Genomic DNA, 24,960 nt, shown 5'->3' with positions numbered 1-24,960 from the left:
CGAGTAAGGGATTAAAAGGAAACTGGGGCTGACAGCGGCGCGCGCCGGGCGCGCCGTCCATCTCAAGCCGTGTGGCGTTTGCGGTAGCCGTCGAGGAAGCGCGCGATCCGGTTGATCGAATCCGCGAGGTCGTCCACGTTCGGCAGGAACACGACGCGGAAGTGATCCGGCGTCTTCCAGTTGAAACCGGTGCCTTGAACCAGCAGCACGCGCTCTTCCAGCAGGAGGTCGAGGATGAACTGCTGGTCGTCCTGGATCGGATAAATCTTCGGATCGAGGCGCGGGAACATATACAGCGCAGCCTCGGGCTTCACGCAACTCACGCCGGGGATGGCCGTCAGCATGTCATACGCGAGTTCGCGCTGTTTGTACAGGCGCCCACTCGGCACGATCAGGTCGTTGATGCTCTGATAGCCGCCGAGCGCGGTCTGGATCGCGTACTGGCCGGGCACGTTCGGGCACAGGCGCATCGAGGCCAGAATGCCGAGCCCTTCGAAGTAGTCTTTGCCATTGCGGCGATTCTCGCCGGTCAGGCCCGAAATGAACATCCAGCCTGCGCGGTAGCCGCACGAACGGTAACTCTTCGAGAGGCTGTTAAATGTGACAGTGAGCACGTCTTCTGAGAGCGCGGCCACTGACGTGTGCTTCTTGCCGTCGTAGACGATCTTGTCGTAGACCTCGTCGGCGAAGATCACGAGGCCGTGCTGGCGGGCGATCTCGATCAGGCCGAGCAGCAGTTCGTCCGAATACAGCGCGCCGGTGGGGTTGTTCGGGTTGATAACGACGAGCGCACGCGTATTCGGCGTGATTTTCGCGCGAATATCGTCCAGATCCGGCATCCAGCTGTTCGATTCGTCGCAGATGTAATGCACGGGCGTGCCGCCCGACAGGCTGACGCCCGCGGTCCACAACGGGTAGTCCGGCGCGGGCAGCAACACTTCGTCGCCGTCGTTCAAGAGACCCTGCAGCGCCATCACGATCAGCTCGGAGGCGCCATTGCCTATGTAGATGTCGTCCAGTTCGACGCCGTGCACGCCCTTTTGCTGCGTGTAATGCATGATCGCCTTGCGCGCGGCGAACACACCCTTGGAATCCGAGTAGCCGGATGAGCCCGGCAGATTCAGGATCATGTCCTGGATGATTTCATCCGGCGCGTCAAAGCCGAACGGCGCGAGATTGCCGATGTTCAGCTTGATGATGCGGTGGCCCTCTTCTTCGAGGCGCTTCGCATGTTCGAGGACGGGCCCGCGAATGTCGTAGCAGACATTCAACAACTTGTTGGATTTGAGAATCGGTTTCACGGCGGGCACTTCATCCTGTTGATGGGCTTGGGCGAACAAGCGGGGGCGAAAAAACCGGGACCCGGCCAAGTCCGCCGATACGGGGAATTATGACGCGGCGCGCCCGTCAGAGACGAGAAAAGCAGACGAAATGCGGGCAAAACCAGGGCAGGTAGCCGATGGGCCGCGCCCGTCCTCTCAGGGCGGCTTATGACAGCACATGAGGGGGCACTCGAGCGAGGGGCGCCGCAAGGCGGCTAAAAAGTTATAATTTAGCGGATTTTGGCCGACTTCCGCAATGCACCAACCGCAACGGCAAGGCTTTTCGGCCGCTTCTGTGTCACTCGCTGTGCCACTCGCGTGTCCCACTCGCGTCAAACCGCCCTGCTTCCGTTCTGCCAGGTCAGGCCGCCAACACGCATGATGTCTCACGACGACTTCGGAAAACGAATTTGAAATTACATCAGGATTCCAGCGGCGCCCTTAATACCGTCACCGGTTACGGCGCCGGCTATGTCGAAATCAATCTGGTGCGCCACGCCGGCAGCATTCTCCTGCTGCCGGAAGCCCCGGTTATCCCTTGGCCCGTCTCCTCGTTCGAAGACCTGAGCGCCGAGCACTTCGCCATGCTGGTGGACGCCGCGCCCGAAGTGGTCATATTCGGCAGCGGTGAGCGCCTGCGCTTTCCCCATCCGCGCCTGACCGCCGCGCTCACCGCCAAACGCATCGGCGTCGAAACGATGGACTTCAAGGCCGCCTGCCGCACCTACAACATTCTGATGGCCGAGGGCCGCAAGGTCGCGGCCGCGTTGCTGATCGAAGGCTAGAGGCGGCGGGCAGCGAGCGTTTGCCTGACGTGCCGACAGCGGCCGCAAGGCATGGCAGCCGCCGCGTGCGCATCGCCGGACCGGCCGCGCGCCCTCGCCGCGCCACGGCCGATAACGTACACTGCGCGCCATTGGCGCCATGCTGGCGATCGCCATTTTCAGATAACACTGCCTCGCTGCCCACGCGGCGTCGCCAAAAAGGTTGAAATTCATGAACGATACGCCGACGAGGCTACCGCTCAACCGCACCACGATCCTGCTGCTGGTGCTGGCCCTCGCCGTAATCTGGTTCGTGCCGCTCGGCTGGCGGCATCTGCTGCCGAGCGACGAAGGCCGCTACGCCGAAATGGCGCGCGAAATGTTCGTCACCGGCGACTGGATCACGCCGCGCTACAACGGCTACAAGTATTTTGAGAAGCCACCGCTGCAAACCTGGCTCAACGCGCTCACGTTCGCGTGGTTCGGCATCGGCGAATGGCAGGCGCGCCTCTACACCGCGCTGACGGGCTTTGCCGGCGTGCTGTTGATCGGTTTCACCGGTGCGCGCGTGTTCAATGCGGCGACCGGCGTGTTCGCGGCGATCGTGCTGGCCACGTCGCCGTACTGGAACCTGATGGGCCACTTCAACACGCTCGACATGGGCCTGTCGTTCTGGATGGAACTGACGCTCTGCGCGCTGCTGCTCGCGCAGCGCGCCAACCTGCCGACGGCCAACGTGCGGGCATGGATGTGGGTGTGCTGGGGGGCGATGGCGCTGGCGGTACTGTCCAAGGGCCTCGTCGGCGTGATCCTGCCAGGTGCGGTGCTGGTGCTGTACACCCTCGTCGCACGCGACTGGGCCGTATGGAAGCGCCTGCATCTGATCGGCGGCCTGATCGTGTTCTTCGCGATCGTCACGCCATGGTTCGTGCTGGTGCAGCAGCGCAACCCGGAATTCCTGAACTTCTTCTTCATCGTTCAACAATTCAAGCGCTATCTGACGCCTGAACAGAACCGCCCGGGGCCGTTCTACTATTTCGTGCCGGTGCTGCTGGTCGGCTTCCTGCCGTGGTTGTCGGTGACCTTCCAGAGCGTGCGCCATGCCTGGCGCCTGCCGCGCCAGCCGAACGGCTTCGCGCCGGTCACGCTGATGCTGGTGTGGACCGCGTTCATCTTTCTGTTCTTCAGCGCATCGCACTCCAAGCTGCTCTCGTACACGCTGCCGATCGCGCCGTCGATCGCCCTAGTAATCGGCATGTACCTGCCGCTCGTCACCCGTGACCAGTTGCGCCGCCATCTGGCCGGCTATGCGCTGTTTCTCGTCGTCGCCGCGTTTGCCGCGCTGTTCATGGCGCGCTTCGGCAACGCGCGCAACCCGACCGAGCTGTACGTCGAATACCGCAGCTGGGTGCTGGCGGCGCTCGGCGCTGCCTTCGTGGTCACGCTGTTCGCGCTGTGGCTGAACCGCCGCAGCCGCGCCGGCACACTTGGCGCCGTCGCGAGCTTTGGCGCGGCGTGGCTGCTGCTCGGCACGATCGCAGGCACAGGTCACGACGTGTTCGGCCGCCTGAGTTCCGGCGCGCCGCTCGCGCCCGCGATCAAGGCCGAGATCGCGAAGTTGCCGGCCGATACGCCGTTCTACTCGGTCGGCGTGCTCGACCATACGATGCCGTTCTACGTCGACCACACGATGATCATGGTCGAACATCCAGACGAACTGGCGTTCGGCATATCCGTCGAACCGCAGAAATGGGTGCCGACGGTCGACGCGTGGGTCGAGCGCTGGAAGGCCGATCGCTATGCGCTCGCGCTGATCCCGCCGTCAACTTACGACAAGCTGCTCAAAGAAGGCCTGCCGATGCAGGTGATCGCGCGCGACTCCCGCCGGGTGGTGGTGACGAAGCCTGCGGCGGCGCCCACGCCCGCATCCGGCGCAGCCACGCAGACCACACCGGCGCCCGACACCCCCGCGCCAGTGGAAAAACCACAACAATGACCCCATCTCAGGAACTGACCGTTCGATGAACCCGATTTCGCTCTTTTGTATCCTCGCAGGCGTCACGTTGAACGCCGGTGCGCAGTTGCTGCTCAAAGCCGGAACGAATGCCGTTGGACACTTCGAATTCACCCGTGCGAACATCCTGCCCATCGCCTTTCGCCTCGCGACCCAACCGCCGATCATCGGCGGGCTGGCCTGTTATGTGATCAGCGTGGGCGTATGGGTGATCGGACTCTCGCGGGTGGACGTGTCGATCGCCTATCCGATGCTGTCGCTCGGATACGTCGTCAACGCGTTCGCGGCGTGGTATCTATTCGGCGAAATGATGTCGGTACAGAAGCTGGTGGGGATCGGCGTCATCCTGATCGGCGTGGTCGTCCTGGCGCGCAGCTAGGCGGCACAGCCCCGGCAGCACGGTGCCGGGCACGATTTATTACCGTTTATTGCGCTGCACCGATGCACGCGCCGCGAAAATGCCGGCGGAAAAAGATGCGGTAAGCCGGGCACCGCCGCCGGCTAAGTAAAACGTAAGCTTGGCCGCGGTAAGCTTGGCGGTTGCGCCCTTTTTAGTCGTGGCCTTGGGTTTGCGCGTAGTTTGTGATCTACTTCGCGCCCTTCGGGTTGCGCCCCTTTCAATCGAGCGAAGCATTCATGAGCCAGTCAACAGTCCCGTTTTTGCCGTTTGTCAAACCTGAGATCGATGAAGAAACGATTCAGGGCGTCGCCGACGTGCTCCGCTCCGGTTGGATCACCACCGGCCCGCAGAACCAGAAGTTCGAAGCGGCGTTGTCCGAGTTCTGCGGCGGCCGTCCGGTGCGCACCTTCAACTCCGGCACTGCGACGCTCGAAATCGGATTGCGCATCGCCGGTGTGGGCGAAGGCGACGAAGTCATCACCACCCCCGCCTCGTGGGTTGCGACCAGCAATGTGGTCTACGAAGTCGGCGCGACGCCAGTGTTCGTCGACATCGATCCGGTGACTCGCAACATCGACCTGGATCTGCTGGAAAAGGCCATCACGCCGCGCACCAAGGCGATCATTCCGGTGTACCTGTCGGGCCTGCCGGTCGACATGGACCGGCTGTACGAGATTGCCCGCGCCCACAAGCTGCGCGTGATCGAAGACGCCGCGCAGGCGTTCGGCTCGACGTGGAAAGGCGAGCGCATCGGCAAGCTCGGCGATATCGTCTCGTTCAGCTTTCACGCGAACAAGAATCTGACCTCGATCGAAGGCGGCGCACTGGTGCTGAACAATGAGGAAGAAGCCATCCTCGCGCAGAAGTACCGCCTGCAAGGCATCACCCGCACCGGCTTTGACGGCATGGACTGCGACTTGCTCGGCGGCAAGTACAACCTGACGGACGTTGCCGCGCGCGTCGGCCTTGGCCAGATGCCGCATCTCGAACGCTTCATTGCGCAGCGCAAGAAACTGGCGCGCGCGTACTTCGCGGGTTTCGAAGGCGGCGCGGCGGCCAAACTGGGCGTCGGCCTGCCGCTGGCGGATTTTGAAAACAGCAACTGGCACATGTTCCTGATCACGCTGCCGCTTGAAAAACTCTCGATCGACCGCGCCGGCTTCATGGGCCAGTTGAAGGAGCGTGGCATCGGTTCGGGCGTGCACTACCCGGCGATTCACCTGTTCTCGCTGTACCGCGCGAAGGGCTTCAAGGAAGGCATGTTCCCGCACGCGGAGCGCTATGGCGCCAGCACGGTCACGCTGCCGCTGTTCACGCTGATGAATGAGGGCGACGTGGAGCGGGTCTGCCGCGCGGTCAATGAAATTTGCGAACAATACGGAAAATAAGCGGAAATGATTTATTCGGAACATCGCGCCGTCGCACCGGAAGTGTCGATCATCATCCCGGTGTACAACGAAGAGGCCGGGCTGGCCGCGCTGTTCGCGCGACTCTACCCGGCGCTTGACGCGCTCGGCACCGGTTATGAAGTGATCTTCATCAACGACGGCAGCCGCGACAAATCCCCCGCGCTGCTCGCCGATCAGTTCCGCGCCCGGCCCGACACGACCCGTGTGATTCTGCTGAACGGCAACTACGGCCAGCACATGGCGATTCTGGCGGGCTTCGAGCAATCGCGCGGCGAGATCGTGATCACGCTCGACGCCGACCTGCAGAATCCGCCGGAAGAAATCGGCAAGCTGGTCAACAAGATGCGCGAAGGCTACGACTACGTCGGCACGATCCGACTGCAACGCCAGGACAGCTTGTGGCGCCGCAAGGCGTCGCGCGCAATGAACCGTCTGCGCGAGCGCATCACCCGCATCAAGATGACCGACCAGGGCTGCATGCTGCGCGCGTACAGCCGGCACATCATCGACACGATCAATCGCTGCGGTGAAATCAACACCTTCATTCCGGCACTCGCGTACACGTTCTCGCAGAATCCGGTCGAGATCGAAGTCGCGCACGAAGAGCGTTTTGCCGGCGAGTCGAAGTACTCACTGTATTCGCTGATCCGTTTGAATTTCGACCTCGTCACCGGTTTCTCGGTAGTGCCGCTGCAATGGCTATCGTTCATTGGCGTGATCCTGTCGCTCGGGTCCGCGGCGCTGTTCGTGCTGCTGCTGATTCGGCGCTTTATCATCGGCGCGGAAGTGCAAGGTGTGTTCACGCTGTTCGCTGTCATCTTCTTCCTGCTTGGCGTGATCATCTTCGCGTTGGGCCTGCTGGGTGAATACATCGGCCGGATTTATCAGCAGGTGCGCGCGCGTCCGCGTTATCTGGTGCAGACGATTCTCGAGCAGCGCGACGGCACCACCGTGACCGAAGCGCCGCGTCAGGCGGTTGTGCAGGCCGTGCAGGCCGCGCCGCTGATCGATCAGGACCCAAATCCATGAAGCCGCGCGCCGTCGTTTTCGCGTATCACAACGTCGGCGTGCGCTGCCTGCAGGTGCTGCTCGCGCGTGGCGTCGACGTGGCGCTGGTCGTCACGCATGAGGACAGCCCGACCGAAAACATCTGGTTCGGCAGTGTCGCCTCGGTTGCGGCCGAGCACGGCATTCCCGTCGTCACGCCGGCCGATCCGAAGAGCCCGGAACTGCGCGGCGCGGTGAGCGCCGCGCGCCCGGACTTCATCTTCTCGTTCTACTACCGCCACATGTTGCCGGTCGACCTGCTGGCGCTCGCCGCTCGGGGCGCTTACAACATGCACGGCTCGCTTCTGCCGAAGTACCGCGGCCGCGTGCCGACCAACTGGGCGGTGATCCACGGCGAAACCGAAACCGGCGCGACGCTGCACGAAATGGCCGCCAAGCCCGACGCGGGCGCGATCATCGCGCAAACGCCGGTGCCGATCCTGCCCGACGACACCGCCGCGCAAGTGTTCGACAAGGTCACGGTGGCCGCGGAACAAACGTTGTGGCGCGTGCTCCCGGCGCTGCTTGCGGGCGAAGCGCCGCATCTGCCGAACGATCTGGCGCACGGCAGCTACTATGGCGGGCGCAAGCCTGAGGACGGCCGGATCGACTGGACGCAAGCCGCGCAGCAGGTCTACAACCTGATCCGCGCGGTCGCGCCGCCCTATCCCGGCGCGTTTACGGATCTCGAAGGTCACCGTTTCATCATCGCCCGTGCGCGTCTGGCTCAGCCCGGCGCGCTTCGCTCGGATTTGCCCCCGGGCCTGCACGTAAGCGATAATGCCGTTTTTGCGATATGCGGCGACGGTCGCTCGATCGCCATCCACGAATTGCGGCACCTGCACGACGGCAGCGAAACCGTCGTTACCCCGTCCGAATTCGCCCGGCTCATCCAAACTCCCCTCGAAACTCCCCGTTACTCATGAAAAAAGTCCTGATTCTGGGTGTGAACGGCTTCATTGGCCATCACCTGTCCAAACGCATTCTCGAAACGACCGATTGGGAAGTCTTCGGGATGGACATGCAGACCGAACGTCTGGGTGACCTGATCAACCATGAGCGGATGCACTTCTTCGAAGGCGACATCACGATCAACAAGGAGTGGGTGGAATATCACATCAAGAAGTGCGATGTGATCCTGCCGCTGGTCGCGATCGCCACGCCCGCCACGTACGTGAAGCAACCGCTGCGCGTGTTCGAACTCGACTTCGAAGCGAACCTGCCGATCGTGCGTTCGGCCGTCAAGTACGGCAAGCACCTCGTGTTCCCGTCGACCTCCGAGGTCTACGGCATGTGCACGGACGAGCAGTTCGATCCGGAAGAGTCGCAACTGTCGTACGGCCCGATCAACAAGCCGCGCTGGATCTACGCGTGCTCGAAGCAGTTGATGGACCGCGTGATCTGGGGTTACGGCATGGAAGGCCTGAACTTCACGCTGTTCCGTCCGTTCAACTGGATCGGCCCGGGCCTCGATTCGATCTACACGCCGAAGGAAGGCAGCTCGCGCGTGGTCACGCAGTTCCTCGGCCACATTGTGCGCGGCGAGAACATCAGCCTCGTGGACGGCGGCGCACAAAAGCGTGCGTTCACGGACATCGACGACGGCATCGGCGCACTGATGAAGATCATCGAAAACAAGGACGGCGTCGCCACGGGCAAGATCTACAACATTGGCAACCCGACCAACAACTTCTCGGTGCGCGAGCTCGCGCACAAGATGCTGACGCTGGCCGCCGAATTCCCGGAATACGCCGAACTGGCCAAGAAGGTGCAGCTGGTCGAAACGTCCTCGGGCGCCTACTACGGTGCGGGCTACCAGGACGTGCAGAACCGCGTGCCGAAGATCGACAACACGATGCAGGAACTCGGCTGGGCGCCGAAGTCGACCTTCGACGAAGCGCTGCGCAAGATTTTCGAAGCGTATCGTGGCCATGTCGCCGAAGCGCGCGCCCTCGTCGAACAACAATAAGGCCTGATCCTTGGCTCGTATCGTCCTGAAGATCGACGTCGACACGCTGCGCGGCACCCGCGAAGGCGTGCCGAATCTCGCGCGCATCTTCGACCGCTTCAAGGCGCGCGCCACTTTCCTCTTCAGCCTCGGGCCCGACCACACCGGTTGGGCGATGCGCCGCGTGTTGCGGCCGGGCTTTCTGAAGAAGGTGTCGCGTACCTCGGTGGTCGAACATTACGGCATCAGGCAATTGATGTACGGCGTGCTGCTGCCGGGTCCGGATATCGGCGTGAAAACTGCCGCGGAAATGCGCGCGATTCACGAGGCCGGTTTCGAATGCGGCATCCACACCTGGGACCACGTGTACTGGCAGGACAACGTGCGTTCGCAAGATCAGGAGTGGACCGAGAAGCAGATGCAGAAGAGCTTCAACCGCTTCGTCGCGATCTTCGGCGCGCCGCCCGTCACTCACGGTGCGGCGGGCTGGCAGATGAACGGACATGCGTTCGAGCAGATCGACGCGTGGGGCATGCACTACGCGTCCGACGGGCGCGGCCACTCGCCGTATCTGCCGGTAGTCGACGGCCGGCAACTATCGCACGTGCAGATGCCCACCACGCTGCCGACGCTCGACGAAGTACTGGGTGTGGATGGGGTCGACGAGCACACCGTCGCCGCATGGATGTTGAAGCACACCGAAAACAATCCGCACGATCAGGTGTTTACGCTGCACGCGGAGCTCGAAGGACAAAAGCTCGCGCCGATTTTCGAACAGCTGCTGGAAGGCTGGCGGGCGCAAGGTCATACCTTCGCGACCATGGGTGATTACTACGCCACGCTAGACCGCAGCACGCTGCCATCGTACCCTGTTACGTGGGGCGAAATTCCAGGTCGCTCCGGCGAGTTGATTGTCCAGCCCTGACTGGCCAATCTCTCGCCGGCACTGACGACCAGGCCGCGCGAGCGACCACCACACGCGCCAGTCGCCCTCCCCGAAAGCCTCGATGCCAGGCCGACGCCGCAGCAGTTGCAAGTGCAAATGCTGCGGCGTCGGCCATAACAACCGGAGAACCTCGTGCCCATCGCAGTCGACCAACCCATCCCCGACTTTACCGCCCCCGCTACCGGTGGCGAGATCACGCTGTCCAAGCTGCGGGGCAAGAAGGTGGTGCTGTATTTCTACCCGAAGGACAACACGCCGGGCTGCACGACCGAAGGTCTGCAATTCCGCGATCTCTATCCGAAGTTCAAGAAGGCTGGCGCGGAAATTCTCGGCGTGTCACGCGACAGCCTGCGCTCGCATGACAATTTCAAGGCAAAGCTCGAACTGCCGTTTCCGTTGATCTCGGACCCCGAAGAAACCTTGTGTGCGCTCTTCGGCGTCATGAAATTGAAGAAAATGTATGGCAAAGAAGTGCGTGGGATCGAACGCTCCACGTTCCTGATCGACGCCGAAGGCGTGCTGCGCCAGGAGTGGCGTGGCGTGAAAGTGCCAGGGCATGTCGATGACATTCTGGATGCTGTACAAGCGCTTTGAGGCGCGTTATATTGGGTTCCAATGAGTGCCTGTCCACCCCACACTTTTCGTCGCTGCGCCGGACTTGACGGCCGTTTTATCGGCTCCGTCGAAGTCATGAGGCGCAACGCGATAACCGAAGGCGAGCCGCTTGTCCCGTACGCCGGGGCGGCGGCTTTTTTAATTGCGCAGGGCCGTGCGTTCACTCGGCCACGCGCTTCCGTTAAGGAGCCGATCGAAAACCAGGCGAACCGGCATCTCTAGACCGAATGCGCGCCTCCGGGCGCAAACTGCGTGCGCACTCACTGGCACCGGCAGAATGCGACAGGCGGCGCACGAAATGTGACCCGATTAATTCGAGGGAAACCATGCCTTTGCCTACCCCCCCCAGCAAGCTCGGCAATCTCCTGCCGCCTGACGAATACAAGGCCAAAGCCGCCACGCCGGCGCGCTCCGCCGCGAAGAAACAGGCAGTCGGAGGGGAATCAGCAGAGTCGGCCGATTACGGCCGCGCAAACGTCGCCACACCGATGGCGCACGCCGCCAATGCCGCAACCACGTTGCGGCCCGTGCCGGCATCGTCGGCCTCCCCTGCTGCGTCCGCATCCGCCGAGCAAGCTGCACCGGCGCGTGGACGCAAATCGAAGCAGACCGCCGCATTGCTGCAACCGGTTCCCGCTGCCCGTCCGCAAGCCGAGCCGGCAGTCGTTCCTACGCCTGCGGCCAAATCGCAGCCGGTCGTCGCGCGCGCGCCAAGCGCGAAAGACCCGGCCGCCAGCACGCCCGCAGCCGTGGCACCCAGCACGCGCGGCACCAGCAAGAAGCGCGGCGCGTCCACCGACCCGCTCGAAATGCAGAAGCTTTTCGTGCTCGACACGAACGTGCTGATGCACGATCCAAGCTGCCTGTTCCGTTTCGAGGAACACGACGTCTATCTGCCGATGATGACGTTGGAAGAACTCGACAACCACAAGAAGGGCATGTCCGAAGTCGCGCGTAACGCTCGCCAGGTGAGCCGTACGCTGGACGCGTTGGTGGCGAACGCCGGCAACATCTCGGACGGCATTTCGCTGGCGCGTCTCGGCAGCCGTGAGGCGTCCGGGCGCCTGTACTTCCAGACCAAGCTCAACGCCATCGAGCCGGTCGAAGGTCTGCCGGATGGCAAGGCCGACAACCAGATTCTCGGCGTGGTGCGGGCGTTGCAGCGCGACCGGATGGATCGCCAGGTCGTGCTGGTGTCGAAAGACATCAACATGCGCATCAAGGCACATGCGCTCGGTCTGCCCGCGGAAGACTACTTCAACGACCAGGTGCTCGAAGACAGTGATCTGCTGTACTCGGGCATCCGTGCGCTGCCCCAGGATTTCTGGACCAAGCACGCGAAGGGCATGGAGAGCTGGCAGGACACGAAAACCGGCACGACGTATTACCGCGTGACGGGACCGCTCTGCGCCTCGATGCTGGTCAACGAGTTCGTCTATCTGGAGCCGCAGAACGGCGAGCCGACATTTCATGCGCTGGTGCGCGAGCTGAACGGCAAGACGGCGCTGCTGCAAACCTTGCGCGACTACGGCCACCACAAGAACAACGTGTGGGGCATCACGGCGCGCAATCGCGAGCAGAACTTCGCGCTGAACCTGTTGATGAATCCGGAGATCGACTTCGTTACGCTGCTGGGTCAGGCCGGTACCGGCAAGACGCTGGTCGCGCTCGCGGCTGGTCTTGCCCAGGTGCTCGACGACAAGCGCTACAACGAGATCATCGTGACGCGCGCCACGGTGCCGGTCGGTGAAGACATCGGCTTCCTGCCGGGTACGGAAGAGGAAAAAATGCAGCCGTGGATGGGTGCATTCGACGACAACCTCGAAGTCCTGCAGAAAACCGACGACGCCGCCGGCGAATGGGGCCGCGCCGCGACTCAGGAACTGATCCGCTCGCGCCTGAAGGTCAAGAGCATGAACTTCATGCGCGGCCGTACGTTCGTGGACAAGTACCTGATCATCGACGAGGCGCAAAACCTGACGCCGAAGCAGATGAAGACGCTGGTCACGCGAGCGGGTCCGGGCACGAAGATCATCTGTCTCGGCAATATCGCGCAGATCGATACGCCGTACCTGACGGAAGGCAGTTCGGGCCTGACGTACGTGGTCGACCGCTTCAAGGGCTGGGCGCACAGCGGGCATGTGACGCTGGCGCGCGGCGAGCGTTCGCGCCTGGCGGATTACGCGTCGGAGATCCTTTAAGTTTCAATGCTTTAGCTTCGGCTAGAAGCCGCGTCCGGGTCAGCCCGGACGCGGCTTTTTTATTGGGCACGCGTTCCCGCTGGGCAACACTTAGCGCGCAAACTTCAAGTAAGTTATCAAGAATTCTTGCCTGAGCCAGGTTCGGCGGGCTACCATCCCGACATCGTCCGCCATTAAACGAGCGTTTACCGCTCCCTTCGTCTTCATGCGCCGACTCGCCTTTTCGCTGCTGACCGTTTTGCTGCTCGCCGCTTGCGCCGGCGCGCCGCAAAAGACGTCGCGCGGGCCGGGTTCATCTGTCGTGGTTACGAACGGCGCTTATCATGCGCCGCCGCCGGGCTTCCCGAATTTCGTCGACCACAGCATCGGGCGCGAGGAAATCTCGATCCAGGCGATGAGTCTGGTCGGCATTCCATACCGCTGGGGTGGTAATACGCCTGATAGCGGCTTTGATTGCAGCGGATTGGTTCGCTATGTCGTGTCGCGCGCCGCTTCCGTGAATCTGCCTCGGACTACCGCGGATATGAGCGGCCGCGGCGAATCCATCGAACCGGATGAAATTGCGCCGGGCGATCTGATTTTCTTCAACACCACCGGACGCGCGCATTCGCACGTCGGCATTTATGTGGGCAAGCTGCGCTTCGTCAACGCGCCGTCGACAGGTGGCACCGTGCGGCTCGACTACCTGACCAATCCCTATTGGGCCAAGCGCTTCGACGGTATTCGTCGGGTCGCAGCGCCGGCTGCGACACCGGCGCCGTTCGATACGCCGAGCTATCAGGCTGCGGCGCCTCAACCCGAGCGTGTTGCGCCGGTGGCTCAGACTCAGGCTCAGGCACCGGCTTATGCGGGTGTCGCGGTGGCGGCGCAAGCGTCGAGCTACTCGGCGAATTCTGCGGCGACGCGGCCTTCGGGGTATGCGGGAGCCCCTGTTGCGGCGGAAGCTTCGAGTTATACCGCGGACCCTGTGGCGCCACAGCAAACGGCGCGTGTCGCGGCGACCACTCGTCCGCCGCTGACTGCAAGCGGTCAACCTACGGTGGCCGCGGCTGCGGCACCGCTAGCTGATCCGTTCGAACCCCCGCCGCCTGGTATGAGCGCCGCGCAGATGCAAGCGCGTGCGGCAGGCGCGGTGTCTCCCGGGTCTGTGTCGGCCGCTCAGGCGAATACGTATGACGCTGCTGCCGGCACAGTGAATCAACAGACGGCGGTTGCGCGTACTGAACCGCCAACGGTTACAGCTCGTACGCCTGATCCGATCGACGCCGCTGCCGATGCATTCGAGCCTCCTCCACCCGCTTCAGTTGCTGTGCGCCAGGCCCAGCAAGCTCGTCAAGCCGATGGAAACGCAGGCGTGCAGATCATGCGCGCCTCGACCGCATCGCGTGGCATCCCTGCCCCCACGCAAACCACCGACGACCCGATCGCACGCTTCGCCAACGGCAGTTACTAACGATTCAGTCAGTGGCGCGTGACGTATGGCTCGTTACTCATAGCGATGGCCGTACCGCCCGAATTCAGTCTCCCGGTAGCACCCACACTCCTCACCTCGACCCTGTCCATCCCCGCTGCGCTGCCGATCTGCTATCGTCATCGATATTCTTCCGACAGCGGGTGATAACGATGGATCTCGGGCTGAATGACAAGGTGGTGTTAATCACGGGCGGCAGCAAAGGGATCGGGTTCGCCTGCGCCCGGGCGTTCGCCCTCGAGGGCGCAAAAGTCGCGATCGTTTCGCGCGACCCCGCCAATCTCGCGCGCGCGTACGAACAGTTGAAGCAGGAAGGTCTGCACGTGCATCGCACCCGCGCCGACCTGCACGAACCGCACAGTGCCGCGGACATCGTCGAGGAAGTCAGCACCGCCGTCGGGCCCATCGACGTGTTGATCAACAGCGCCGGCGCTGCCCGTCGCTATGACCCGGAAACGCTGGACGCCGACGCGTTCCGCGCGACCATGGAAGCCAAGTATTTCCCCTACATCTACCCGCAGCAGGAAGTGCTGCGGCGCATGGCCGAGCGCGTCAAGGCCGGCGACGGCGGCGCACCCGGCACGATCGTCAACATCATCGGCATGGGCGGCAAAATCGCTAGCGATATCCATATCGCCGGTGGCGCCGCCAATGCCGCGCTGATGCTGGCCACTGTCGGCCTCGCCCACTACTACGCGCGCTACGGCATCCGCATCAACGCGATCAATCCGGGTTCGACACTGACCGAACGCGTCGAGGAAGCGGTCAGGCTGGAAGCGTCGCAGCAAGGCATCGAAAACGCGGACGCGCTGGCGCGCGGGCAGGCCAAGGTGCCGCTCGGACGCTATGCAAAACCGGAGGAAATCGCTGATGTCGCGCTGTTTCTGGCGAGCCGCCGCGCGAGCTATGTGACGGGCGCAATCGTCCCGATGGATGGAGGCAGCACGCCGCTGATCTGAGCGGCGCGCTTTTTTTGCAGCTTTAGGGGTGTGAGGCCCGGTGCTTGTGGCGTCGGGCTCCGAGACAGAGCTTTGAAGCCTGAAAACGCGCGGACGGCCTTCGCCGTCCGCACCGCATTTACAGGAAGCGGTGGCCGAGCCACCAGGCAGCCGCGGAGAGCGCTGCGGAGGCCGGGATCGTCAGAATCCACGCCCAGACGATGTTGCCCGCCACCCCCCAACGCACCGCACTCAACTTCTGCGTCGCGCCGACACCGACGATCGCGCCGGTAATCGTATGCGTGGTGGACACCGGAATGCCGAGCCACGACGCGGTGAAGAGCGTAATCGCCCCACCCGCCTCGGCGCAAAAACCGCCGACCGGCTTCAGCTTGGTGATCTTCTGGCCCATCGTGCGGACAATCCGCCAGCCGCCGAACAACGTACCAACGCCCATCGAGAGATAGCAGCCACCGATTACCCACAGCGGCGGTGCATCGGCAATCGACGAGGCGTAGCCGGTCGCGATCAGCAACATCCAGATAATGCCGATGGTCTTCTGTGCATCGTTACCGCCGTGGCCAAGGCTGTACAAGCCTGCGGACACCAGTTGCAGACGACGGAAGCGCCGGTCGACCTTGCTCGGTGGCGTGCGGAAATAGATCCACGACACCGCCAGCATGAAGAACGAGCCGAGCACGAAACCGAGCAGCGGCGAGATGAAAATGAAGGCAACCGTCTTCATCAACCCGTCGATATTGAGCGAACCCCAGCCCGACTTGGCGAGCGCCGCGCCCACCAGCCCGCCGATCAGCGCATGCGACGAGCTGGACGGAATACCGTAATGCCACGTGATGATGTTCCAGCCGATCGCCCCGACCAGCGCGCCGAAAATGACGTAGTGGTCGACGATATTCGGATCGATCGTGCCCTTGCCGACCGTCTGCGCCACCTTCAGGTGGAACACGAAATACGCGATAACGTTGAATGCCGCGGCGAAAGCCACGGCCTGCTGCGGCTTCAGCACGCCGGTCGACACGACCGTGGCGATCGAATTCGCCGCGTCGTGGAAGCCGTTCATGAAGTCGAAAATCAGCGCGACGGCGACCAGGCCGGCAACGACCCAGATAGCGAGTTGTATCGATTGCATTATGCGTTTTCCAGCACGATGCCTTCGATGATGTTCGCCACGTCCTCACACTTGTCGGTGATCGTTTCGAGCAGTTCGTAAATCGCCTTCAGCTTGATCAGCGTCTTGACGTTGTCTTCTTCGCGGAAAAGCTTCGACATCGCCGAGCGCAGCACGCGGTCGGCTTCCGATTCCAGACGGTCGATGTCTTCGCACGCCTTCAGGATCTGGCTCGCCTGCTTCATGTCCGACAGCAGGCTGACGGCGAACTGCACACGCTCGGAGGTGGCCGTGCAGATATGCGCCAACTGGCTCGCCTCGGAGGTCACCGCCTGCACGTCGTACAGCGAGATAGCGGTGGCGACGTCCTCCATCAGATCGAGGATGTCGTCCATCGTGGTGATCAGCTTGTGGATCTCGTCGCGGTCGAGCGGCGTGATGAAGGTCTTGTGCAGCAGGTCGATGGTTTCGTGCGTGAGCTTGTCAGCGGCCTTTTCGGCCTTCTGCACGTTTTGCTTGTGGGTCTCGGCGTCCTGCAGGTTGTCGATCAGCAGTTCGAGTTCGCGGCTTGCTGAGACGATGCACGTTGCGTGCGCATTGAAAATTTCAAAGAACTTGCCCTCGGTGGGCATGAATCGACCGAACATTGGGATCCCGAAAATTGGTCACATTATGGCTGACATAAAACCGCCACATTGTACCGTTCCGGGATCGATGCCGCACTTTTGAAAGCACCGTTACAACAGTCCCAACAGTTATCTCCGCAGTTGTGTCTCTACTCGCTGTAGAAATTCTGCGCGCCGGCAAAATTGTCGAACTTCGTGAATTGGCCGTGGAACGTGAGCCGAACAGGGCCGATCGGACCATTCCGCTGTTTGCCGATGATAATCTCCGCGGTGCCCTTGTCGGGGCTGTCCGGGTTGTAGACCTCATCGCGGTAAATGAACAGAATGACGTCCGCATCCTGCTCGATAGCGCCGGATTCACGCAAGTCGGACATGATCGGCCGCTTGTTCGGGCGCTGTTCGAGACCCCGATTGAGCTGCGACAAGGCGATCACGGGTACGTCGAGTTCTTTGGCGAGACTCTTCAGCGAACGCGAGATTTCCGAGATTTCGGTCGCACGGTTTTCACCCGACGACGAACCGCTCATCAGCTGCAAATAGTCGATGATGATCAGGCCCAGCTTGCCGCACTGGCGCGACAGTCGACGCGCGCGCGAGCGCAGTTCCATCGGGTTCAAACCGCCGGTTTCGTCGATGAAAATCTGCGCCTCGCTCATTTTCTGCACCGCGTGCGTGAGCTTCGGCCAATCCTCGTCAGTCAGGCGCCCAGTCCGCATACGGTGCTGGTCGAGCCGGCCGACCGAGCCCAGCATACGCATGGTGAGCTGCGAGCCCGGCATTTCCATGGAGAACACGGCGACCGGCAGGCCATACTCGACCGCCACATACTCGCCGACGTTCATCGAAAACGCCGTCTTACCCATCGACGGGCGCCCTGCCACGATGATCAGCTCGCCGCCGTGCATGCCCGAAGTCATGCGATCCAGATCGACGAAGCCAGTCGGCGTGCCCGTCACATCGCTCGGATTGGCGGTGTGATACAGCGTGTCGATCCGCTCGACCACCTCGGTCAAAAGGGGCCCGATTTCCAGGAAGCCCTGCGTGCCACGCGCGCCGTCTTCAGCAATCGAAAACACCTTCGATTCGGCCTCGTCCAGCAGCTGGCGGACTTCCTTGCCCTGCGGGTTGAAAGCGTCGGCAGAAATTTCGTCGGCCACTGATACGAGACGGCGCAGCACCGCGCGATCGCGCACGATTTCCGCATAGCGGCGGATATTGGCCGCGCTCGGCGTGTTCTGCGCCAGCGCGTTCAGGTACGCCAGACCGCCGACCTCTTCCGCCTTGCCCGAGGTGCCGAGCGCCTCGTACACGGTAATCACGTCGGCCGGACGCGTCGCCGCGATCAGCTTGCCGATGTGCTCGAAAATGATGCGGTGGTCGTATCGGTAAAAATCGCTCTGCGACAGGAAGTCGGCGATGCGGTCCCATGCCGCGTTGTCGAGCAGCAGGCCGCCCAGCACCGACTGCTCGGCTTCGATCGAATGCGGCGGGACTTTCAGCGACTCGATTTGGGGATCTTTGGACGGTGCGTTCATGGAGAGGAATTATCGGGTAAATCGAGCGCGGGCGGGCAAGGGAAAAACTAAAAAAACGGGCAACAAAAAAGGCAGGGGCCGGTCACCCGGCCCCTGCCTTTTGCCAGCAACAACCTGGCAGATGCTAACTGATGCTTAGACGTGTTCGCCGATCACAGCCACGTTGACATCGACGAGAACGTCGGTGTGCAGCGAGATCTGAACAGCGTGGTCGCCAACCAGCTTCAGCGGGCCTTCCGGCAGACGCACTTGCGCCTTTTCCACTGCGAAGCCTTGCTTGACCAGTGCGTCAGCGATGTCCGCGTTCGTCACCGAACCGAACAGACGGCCGTCGACGCCAGCCTTCTGGTTGATCTGAACTGTCGAGCCTGCCAGCTTTTCGCCTTGAGCTTGAGCGGCAGCCAGCTTTTCAGCGGCGATCTTTTCCAGTTCTGCACGGCGAACTTCGAATTCGGCCAGGGCTTCCTTCGTTGCACGGCGAGCTTGCTTGTTCGGGATCAGGAAGTTACGTGCGTAACCGTCCTTGACCTTCACGATATCGCCCAGGTTGCCCAGATTGACGACTTTTTCCAGAAGAATAATTTGCATTCGGATACTCCTTATCGCGTCGTCGGGTTAGGCCTTGTGCTGGTCGGTGTACGGCACCAGCGCGAGGAAACGTGCGCGCTTGATTGCCGTGTCCAGCTGGCGTTGATAGTGCGACTTCGTACCCGTGAGACGCGCCGGCGTGATCTTGCCGTTTTCGCCGATGAAGTCCTTCAGCGTTTCGAGGTCCTTGTAGTCGATGTGATCGACGCCAGCGGCCGTGAAACGGCAGAACTTCTTGCGCTTGAAGAGCGGATTTTGTTGCTGACGACGCTTGTCGAATTTCTTACCAGTCGGGCGGGGCATGTTCAGTCCTTTCCAATGTCCTGCAATTCTGTGATGTGAAATACCAGAGTTCTTGCGTTGCGGTGCTTTTTCGCCAGAAAGCCTGTGAAGAGCGTTTCCACGCCCATCTGACAGCCTTCCAGCTTACCGCTCGCCTCACCTGCGGCTACCGCCTGCATGGTCAGTTCGACTTGCCGCGCAATGCCGGCTTCGACGACTTCCGTGCGGTGGTGCAACGTGCAGCCTGCAATCGGAACGCCGGCGGGGGTATACCGCACCGGTTCGCGTTCAACGACGCTGGCCGTAAGTTGCAGCCGATTCATGTAGCCTTTGGCGAGAGCGACGCTTTCGTCTGGTAGCTTAAATAGTGTGTCTTAAGCCTGCGCTTCGGACGGTTGCGTAGCAGCCGACTTCTTGGCTTCTTCGCGCTGCACTTCCTTCATCATCGGCGACGGGCCGGTTTCGGCCTTCTTCATCTTGACGATCAGGTGACGCAGAACCGCGTCATTGAACTTGAATGCGTGTTCCAGCTCGTCGAGCGTGGTTTGGTCGCATTCGATGTTCATGCAGACGTAGTGAGCCTTCGCGAGTTTCTCGATCATGTAGGCCAGTTGGCGACGGCCCCAGTCTTCGATACGGTGGATCTGGCCACCGTGCGAGGTGATCGTGCTCTTGTAACGCTCGATCATGGCGGGCACTTGCTCGCTCTGATCGGGGTGCACAATAAAGACGATTTCATAATGACGCATACACACTCCTTGTGGACTTGTGGATTAGAGCCACCCGGGCGTCTGAACCGGTGTGGCAAGTGAGAAGCCGAAGAGTGTAACCCGATTAGGGCCGGGTTGCAAGATATCCCGTTAATCTGGAACGTGAATCGGGTGTGTTTTCAAGGGTTTAGGACGAAGCGGATAAACGGGGACAAACGGGAACACAAGGCCGCCACGCGTGCACGCCCGGAAAATCACTCCCGGAGCGCGCACACGAAGCCCGCTCAACCGCCTTCGGTCTGCTCGCTGCCGCCCGCCAGACGGGCTTTCAGCGCCTTTTCGAGCCCACTGAGCGCATCCGGCGCGGCGTCGGTGACCGCCCACCAGGTCATCCCCTGCGCGTTCCAGTGCGCAAGCGAGTAACCCTCGCGGGTCTGCGCCATCGAAAGCCCGGCCGCGGCTTCTGGTCCAGCATCGGCGGAGCGCACTTCCGGAAACACGTAGACGTCGATGATGTGCTTCTGATAGCGGTACACCAGCACCGCCACCCGCTGATGCGCGATGTAATCCAGACGGCCGCCTTCAAGCGGAAAACCGCTCGCCGCGAGGTCCTCGACCGGCGGCGAATAGTCGATCCGGCCGTTGAACCACGGCTTGACCGTGTGCCGGTCAGTCGAAATGACGTCGATGTCGTGGCCGGACATTTGCGCCCGCACATGGCTTTCGACCAGTTCATCGGAGAACCCGCCACCTTGCGCGGGACGATGCTGGCTCATGGTCACGCCCACCGCCACCGCACCAAGCGCGACCACCAGCGCGACGAGCCAGCCCTGCCCGATCATTGCCCCTGAGCCTGAGCCTACGCCGCCGCCCGGCCGCCCCATCGCACCTTGCGGACGCAGCCAGCCATTCAGCCAGTTCCCCAACCAGCTTCGCTTCGGCCTCGGCTGTGCCGTGGCCCGCGGGGCTTCGACGGGCTCGTCAGCGGCCACGTCACCCTCCGGGAGGGCAGCAAGAATCCGCGCCCGCAGGGCATCCGGCGCCCTGTAATAAGGCTGTGCGCGCAGCGAGGCGCTCAACGTATGCAGGTTTTCGCTTTCGCGCCGGCAGGCGTCGCAGCTCTCGATGTGCTGCTGGACGCGCTGTGCATCCGGCGCGGGCAATTCGTGGTCGGCGTTCGCATCGAGGAGCGGCCGCGCTTCGTTACAGTCCATCTGGCGTCTCCTGAGTTAAGCCGGCAGCACTCGCGCCGGGGTTGTTGGATGGACGGCCGTTGGAGGCCGCCCGGAGTGGTGTGACGGAAGCCGTGGGCGCCGCAGAGGCCCCCGGCGGTGTTGCTCGCGGCGGACTTCCACCTCCCGGAAGGCCACCACCCTGCTTCGCCATCAGCAGCGTGGCCAGCTTGCGCCTGCCCCGCGCGAGTCGCGACATTACCGTGCCGATCGGCACATCGGCGACCATCGCGATCTCCCGGTAACCCATTTCTTCAAGCTCCCGCAGGATCAGCACCTCCCGATACTCGACCGGCAACTGCGCCAGCGCCTCGTGCACGAGCTTCGTGTCTTCGTCGCGGATCAGGAGCGTCTGCGGATCCGCGCCGCCCGCGCTCCAGCCGTCGAACGTCGCCTCGTCCATGGTGTCGTCGAACTCGACCACCTCGTGCGACGACGCGCGCCGCCGCCATTCCGTGTACCAGGTGCGGCGCACGATCGCCAGCAGCCACGGCCGCGCGGAGTCGCCACGGAACGTGTCGAAGAAACGAAACGCGCGCATGAATGCTTCCTGCACGACGTCGTCGGCATCGTTGGCGTTACCGCACAGCCAGCGCGCAAGGTTGTACGCGGCGTCGAGATGCGGGAGCGCCAATTCCTGAAAACGGCGGTTCCTCGCTGCATCGGCGCCATCGTGCGCGCGGGCGGCATTTGAATCGGGTTGACCCACCTCGGCCCTCCGGGCATTGCGGCTAAGCTATTGACTCGTCATCCAACATGACCGGCTGCATACCAAGTTTATTCCCGGCTTCGCGTGAAATCCGCGAAAAATTACCGTCAGCCCGCACTCAGTAAGTCGGACGATTCCAGTAATCCTCGCTGGCATACACCTCTTTCAGGTAGTCGATGAAGTAGCGCACCTTGGCCGGCACGTAACGCTGCTGCGGATAGACCGCCAGAATGTCGTAGTCGGGCAGCGCGTATTCATCCAGCACGGTTTCCAGTTCGCCGCGCGCCAGTTGCTGCTGGATTTCCCACGTGGAGCGCCAGCCGAGCCCGAGCCCTTCTGACACCCAGCGGTGCAACAACTCGCCGTCGTTGCAGTCGAGCGTGCCGCCTACCCGCACCGTCGCTAGTTTGCCGTTGCGGCGGAAGTACCAGCCGCGGTTCTGGCCGCCTTGCAAGTTGAACGCGAGGCAATTGTGCTGCGGCAGATCTTCGAGTGTTTTGGGTTTGCCGTATTTCTTGAAATATTCCGGCGTACCGCACACCACGCGCCGGTTCGACGCCAGCTTTACCGCGACGAAATTAGGATCGACCGCGCCGCCGATCCGGATCGACAAGTCGTACCCCTCGCGTACCAGGTCCACGACCCGATCGGTCAGGTTGAACGACACCTGCAATTCCGGCTTATCCGCGAGAAAAGCCGGCGCAAGCGGCGCAACATGTTTGCGCCCGAACGCGGCCGGCGCCGACACGATCAGATGACCGTTCACCGCGCGCCGTCCGGCGCTCAATTCGTTTTCCGCCTGATCCCACTCGGTGAGCAGGCCACGGCAGCGCTCGAGAAACGCCGCGCCTTCTTCGCTGACCACGAGGCGCCGCGTTGAGCGGTACATCAGTTTCACGCCGAGGCGCTTTTCAAGCGCGTCGATGCGGCGCCCGAGAATCACCGGCGACACCCCCTCCTCCAGCGCCGCGGCCGCGAGGCTGCCCGCATCGGCGACGCGCACGAAAGTTTCGATTTGTTTGAAGCGGTCCATTTTTGTCTCCGGTCCCACGCAAGCGGGTTGCAACCGCCTTATGCCCCTCTCCTACCACCAGGCCCATTCCATACTTTTTGTTTCGAAATAAGCGACCCGGACTGATCTTATCAAACCTTTAGGTGAAGCCTACAGTTCGATCAACACCTTTGGTTTGCATATCCGTCAGCGAATTCGTCAGCCAACCTATTCGCCCACCCCAGACATTCAGGAGACATTCATGGCCAAGATGAGAGCCGTCGACGCAGCCGTGCTGGTGCTCGAAAAAGAAGGCATCAACACCGCATTCGGCGTTCCGGGCGCAGCAATCAACCCGTTCTACTCGGCCATGCGCAAAGCAGGCAGCATCAGCCATGTGCTGGCGCGTCACGTCGAAGGTGCGTCGCACATGGCCGAAGGCTATACGCGCGCCCAGCCGGGCAACATCGGTGTGTGTATCGGCACCTCGGGCCCCGCCGGCACCGACATGATCACCGGTTTGTACTCCGCTCAGGCCGACTCGATTCCTATTCTGGCTATCACGGGCCAGGCGCCGCGTGCGCGTCTGTACAAGGAAGACTTCCAGGCCGTCGATATCGAATCGATCGCCAAGCCCGTCACCAAGTGGGCCGTCACCGTGCGCGAACCGGCGCTGGTGCCGCGCGTGTTCCAGCAGGCTTTCCATCTGATGCGCTCGGGCCGTCCGGGTCCGGTGCTGGTCGACCTGCCGATCGACGTGCAGCTCGCCGAAATCGAATTCGACATCGACACGTACGAGCCGCTGCCGGTCTACAAGCCGAAAGCGACCCGCAAACAGATCGAAGCCGCGTTGAAGCTTTTGAATGACGCTGAAAAGCCGTTGATCGTTTCGGGTGGCGGCGTGCTGAACGCAGCCGCTGAAGACCTGCTGGTTGAATTCGCCGAAACCGTCGGCGTGCCGGTGATCCCGACGCTGATGTCGTGGGGCGCGATTCCCGACGACCATCCGCTGATGGCCGGCATGGTCGGCTTGCAAACCTCGCACCGCTACGGCAACGCGACGATGCTCGCCTCCGACTTCGTGCTCGGCATCGGCAACCGCTGGGCGAACCGTCACACGGGCAGCGTCGAGGTTTACACCAAGGGCCGTAAGTTCGTGCACGTGGACATCGAGCCGACGCAGATCGGCCGCGTGTTCGGCCCGGACCTCGGCATTGTGTCGGACGCGAAGTTCGCGCTCGAACTGTTCGTTGAAGTGGCGAAGGAATGGAAGGCTGCCGGCAAGCTGAAGGACCGCAGCGCATGGGTTGCCGATTGCCAGCAACGCAAGCGGACGATGCATCGCAAGACGCACTTCGACAACGTGCCGATGAAGCCGCAGCGCGTGTACGAAGAAATGAACCAGGTGTTCGGCCGCGATACCTGCTACGTGAGCACGATCGGTTTGTCGCAGATCGCCGGCGCGCAATTCCTGCACGTCTACAAGGCGCGCAACTGGATCAACTGCGGCCAGGCAGGCCCGCTCGGCTGGACGATCCCGGCAGCGCTCGGCGTGCGTGCAGCAGACCCGCAACGTCCGATCGTCGCACTCTCGGGCGACTACGACTTCCAGTTCATGATCGAAGAGCTGGCAGCCGGCGCGCAATTCAAGCTGCCGTATGTGCATGTGGTGGTGAACAACTCGTACCTCGGCTTGATTCGCCAGGCGCAGCGCGCATTCGATATGGACTTCTGCGTGCAGCTCGGCTTCGAGAACATCAACTCGCCGGAAACGAACGGCTACGGCGTGGACCACGTCGCGGTTGCCGAAGGCCTGGGTTGCAAGGCGATCCGCGTGTTCAAACCGGAAGAACTCAAGCCGGCCCTGCTGAAAGCGCAATCGATGCTCTCCGAGTTCAACGTGCCGGTGATCGTCGAAGTGATCCTCGAACGTGTGACCAACATTTCGATGGGCACCGAAATCGACGCGATCAACGAGTTCGAAGAACTGGCCGAGAAGCGCGAAGACGCGCCGACGGCAATCAGCATGCTCGACTGAGCTTTCCGACTTTGCAGTAGATGAGCGCGATTCAGCGGCGTAGCC

24 protein-coding genes are annotated in these 24,960 nt (G+C 62.2%); 13 read left to right on the top strand and 11 right to left on the bottom strand.

Annotation, left to right across the window (positions count from 1 at the left end):
• Positions 1-62 precede the first annotated feature (62 nt).
• Positions 63-1,310 (bottom strand): pyridoxal phosphate-dependent aminotransferase, encoded by a 1,248-nt coding sequence (locus M0D66_RS09490; protein WP_093632628.1) that lies wholly within the window; start codon positions 1,308-1,310, stop codon positions 63-65.
• Between the two features lie 422 nt (positions 1,311-1,732).
• Between M0D66_RS09490 and M0D66_RS09485 the strand changes: the two genes are divergently transcribed.
• From M0D66_RS09485 to M0D66_RS09430, 12 genes are all read left to right on the top strand, one after another.
• Positions 1,733-2,107: an Mth938-like domain-containing protein gene (locus tag M0D66_RS09485; RefSeq protein WP_093632627.1), complete on the top strand. Its 375-nt coding sequence runs from the start codon at positions 1,733-1,735 to the stop codon at positions 2,105-2,107.
• Positions 2,108-2,318: 211 nt separating this feature from the next.
• Positions 2,319-4,082, top strand: coding sequence for a glycosyltransferase family 39 protein (locus tag M0D66_RS09480; RefSeq protein WP_266210645.1), 1,764 nt, complete (start codon positions 2,319-2,321; stop codon positions 4,080-4,082).
• Positions 4,083-4,107: 25 nt separating this feature from the next.
• Complete coding sequence (locus tag M0D66_RS09475; RefSeq protein ID WP_266210644.1) at positions 4,108-4,479, top strand: multidrug efflux SMR transporter; 372 nt, start codon at positions 4,108-4,110, stop codon at positions 4,477-4,479.
• Between the two features lie 257 nt (positions 4,480-4,736).
• Positions 4,737-5,888: a DegT/DnrJ/EryC1/StrS aminotransferase family protein gene (locus M0D66_RS09470; protein ID WP_093632625.1), complete on the top strand. Its 1,152-nt coding sequence runs from the start codon at positions 4,737-4,739 to the stop codon at positions 5,886-5,888.
• 6 nt (positions 5,889-5,894) lie between these two features.
• Positions 5,895-6,938 (top strand): glycosyltransferase, encoded by a 1,044-nt coding sequence (locus M0D66_RS09465; RefSeq protein WP_093632624.1) that lies wholly within the window; start codon positions 5,895-5,897, stop codon positions 6,936-6,938.
• Entirely contained in the window at positions 6,935-7,882 is a 948-nt protein-coding gene (locus M0D66_RS09460) for a formyltransferase (protein ID WP_266210643.1), read from the top strand. The genes M0D66_RS09465 and M0D66_RS09460 overlap by 4 nt, the downstream gene beginning before the upstream one ends.
• Positions 7,879-8,925, top strand: coding sequence for a bifunctional UDP-4-keto-pentose/UDP-xylose synthase (locus M0D66_RS09455; protein WP_093632622.1), 1,047 nt, complete (start codon positions 7,879-7,881; stop codon positions 8,923-8,925). Before M0D66_RS09460 ends, M0D66_RS09455 begins: the two co-directional genes overlap by 4 nt.
• 10 nt (positions 8,926-8,935) lie before the next feature.
• Positions 8,936-9,829: a polysaccharide deacetylase family protein gene (locus M0D66_RS09450; RefSeq protein WP_211701651.1), complete on the top strand. Its 894-nt coding sequence runs from the start codon at positions 8,936-8,938 to the stop codon at positions 9,827-9,829.
• Positions 9,830-9,982: 153 nt separating this feature from the next.
• Positions 9,983-10,444 carry a peroxiredoxin gene (locus tag M0D66_RS09445; RefSeq protein ID WP_266210642.1) on the top strand — a complete coding sequence of 154 codons (462 nt, stop codon included), beginning with the start codon at positions 9,983-9,985 and terminating at the stop codon, positions 10,442-10,444.
• A gap of 347 nt (positions 10,445-10,791) precedes the next feature.
• Positions 10,792-12,666: a PhoH family protein gene (locus M0D66_RS09440; RefSeq protein ID WP_093632620.1), complete on the top strand. Its 1,875-nt coding sequence runs from the start codon at positions 10,792-10,794 to the stop codon at positions 12,664-12,666.
• Positions 12,667-12,871: 205 nt separating this feature from the next.
• Positions 12,872-14,119 carry an NlpC/P60 family protein gene (locus M0D66_RS09435; RefSeq protein ID WP_266210641.1) on the top strand — a complete coding sequence of 416 codons (1,248 nt, stop codon included), beginning with the start codon at positions 12,872-12,874 and terminating at the stop codon, positions 14,117-14,119.
• A 170-nt stretch (positions 14,120-14,289) separates the two neighbouring features.
• The gene (locus M0D66_RS09430; protein ID WP_200651759.1) at positions 14,290-15,096 is read left to right on the top strand and encodes an SDR family oxidoreductase; all 807 of its coding nucleotides are present in this window, start codon (positions 14,290-14,292) and stop codon (positions 15,094-15,096) included.
• Between the two features lie 118 nt (positions 15,097-15,214).
• On the opposite strand, the gene M0D66_RS09425 is transcribed toward M0D66_RS09430, so the two are convergent.
• The 10 genes from M0D66_RS09425 to M0D66_RS09380 form a co-directional block, all read right to left on the bottom strand.
• Entirely contained in the window at positions 15,215-16,225 is a 1,011-nt protein-coding gene (locus tag M0D66_RS09425) for an inorganic phosphate transporter (protein ID WP_200619907.1), read from the bottom strand.
• On the bottom strand, positions 16,225-16,851 hold the full coding sequence (locus tag M0D66_RS09420; RefSeq protein WP_012432805.1) for a DUF47 domain-containing protein: 627 nt from the start codon (positions 16,849-16,851) through the stop codon (positions 16,225-16,227). Before M0D66_RS09420 ends, M0D66_RS09425 begins: the two co-directional genes overlap by 1 nt.
• Before the next feature lie 128 nt (positions 16,852-16,979).
• Entirely contained in the window at positions 16,980-18,365 is a 1,386-nt protein-coding gene (locus M0D66_RS09415) for a replicative DNA helicase (RefSeq protein WP_063495982.1), read from the bottom strand.
• 135 nt (positions 18,366-18,500) lie between these two features.
• Positions 18,501-18,953, bottom strand: a complete 453-nt coding sequence (gene rplI / locus M0D66_RS09410) for a 50S ribosomal protein L9 (RefSeq protein WP_054034563.1) — start codon at positions 18,951-18,953, stop codon at positions 18,501-18,503.
• Positions 18,954-18,980: 27 nt separating this feature from the next.
• Entirely contained in the window at positions 18,981-19,256 is a 276-nt protein-coding gene (rpsR, locus tag M0D66_RS09405; protein WP_007182109.1) for a 30S ribosomal protein S18, read from the bottom strand.
• 2 nt (positions 19,257-19,258) lie between these two features.
• Positions 19,259-19,558 carry a primosomal replication protein N gene (gene priB / locus M0D66_RS09400; protein ID WP_028196682.1) on the bottom strand — a complete coding sequence of 100 codons (300 nt, stop codon included), beginning with the start codon at positions 19,556-19,558 and terminating at the stop codon, positions 19,259-19,261.
• A 51-nt stretch (positions 19,559-19,609) separates the two neighbouring features.
• Positions 19,610-19,984, bottom strand: a complete 375-nt coding sequence (gene rpsF, locus M0D66_RS09395; protein WP_006048823.1) for a 30S ribosomal protein S6 — start codon at positions 19,982-19,984, stop codon at positions 19,610-19,612.
• A gap of 245 nt (positions 19,985-20,229) precedes the next feature.
• Positions 20,230-21,159 (bottom strand): anti-sigma factor, encoded by a 930-nt coding sequence (locus M0D66_RS09390; RefSeq protein WP_200619906.1) that lies wholly within the window; start codon positions 21,157-21,159, stop codon positions 20,230-20,232.
• On the bottom strand, positions 21,149-21,886 hold the full coding sequence (locus tag M0D66_RS09385) for an RNA polymerase sigma factor (RefSeq protein WP_266210640.1): 738 nt from the start codon (positions 21,884-21,886) through the stop codon (positions 21,149-21,151). The genes M0D66_RS09390 and M0D66_RS09385 overlap by 11 nt, the downstream gene beginning before the upstream one ends.
• 118 nt (positions 21,887-22,004) lie before the next feature.
• Complete coding sequence (locus tag M0D66_RS09380) at positions 22,005-22,919, bottom strand: LysR family transcriptional regulator (RefSeq protein WP_093632614.1); 915 nt, start codon at positions 22,917-22,919, stop codon at positions 22,005-22,007.
• Positions 22,920-23,139: 220 nt separating this feature from the next.
• Here M0D66_RS09380 and gcl point away from each other — a divergent pair, with 220 nt between their 5' ends.
• Positions 23,140-24,915, top strand: a complete 1,776-nt coding sequence (gcl, locus tag M0D66_RS09375; protein WP_093632613.1) for a glyoxylate carboligase — start codon at positions 23,140-23,142, stop codon at positions 24,913-24,915.
• The last annotated feature ends 45 nt before the right edge of the window (positions 24,916-24,960 follow it).

The organism is Paraburkholderia sp. SECH2 (genome assembly GCF_030464795.1).
Taxonomy (GTDB): domain Bacteria; phylum Pseudomonadota; class Gammaproteobacteria; order Burkholderiales; family Burkholderiaceae; genus Paraburkholderia; species Paraburkholderia aspalathi.
This window is presented reverse-complemented; position numbering and strand designations above follow the sequence as displayed.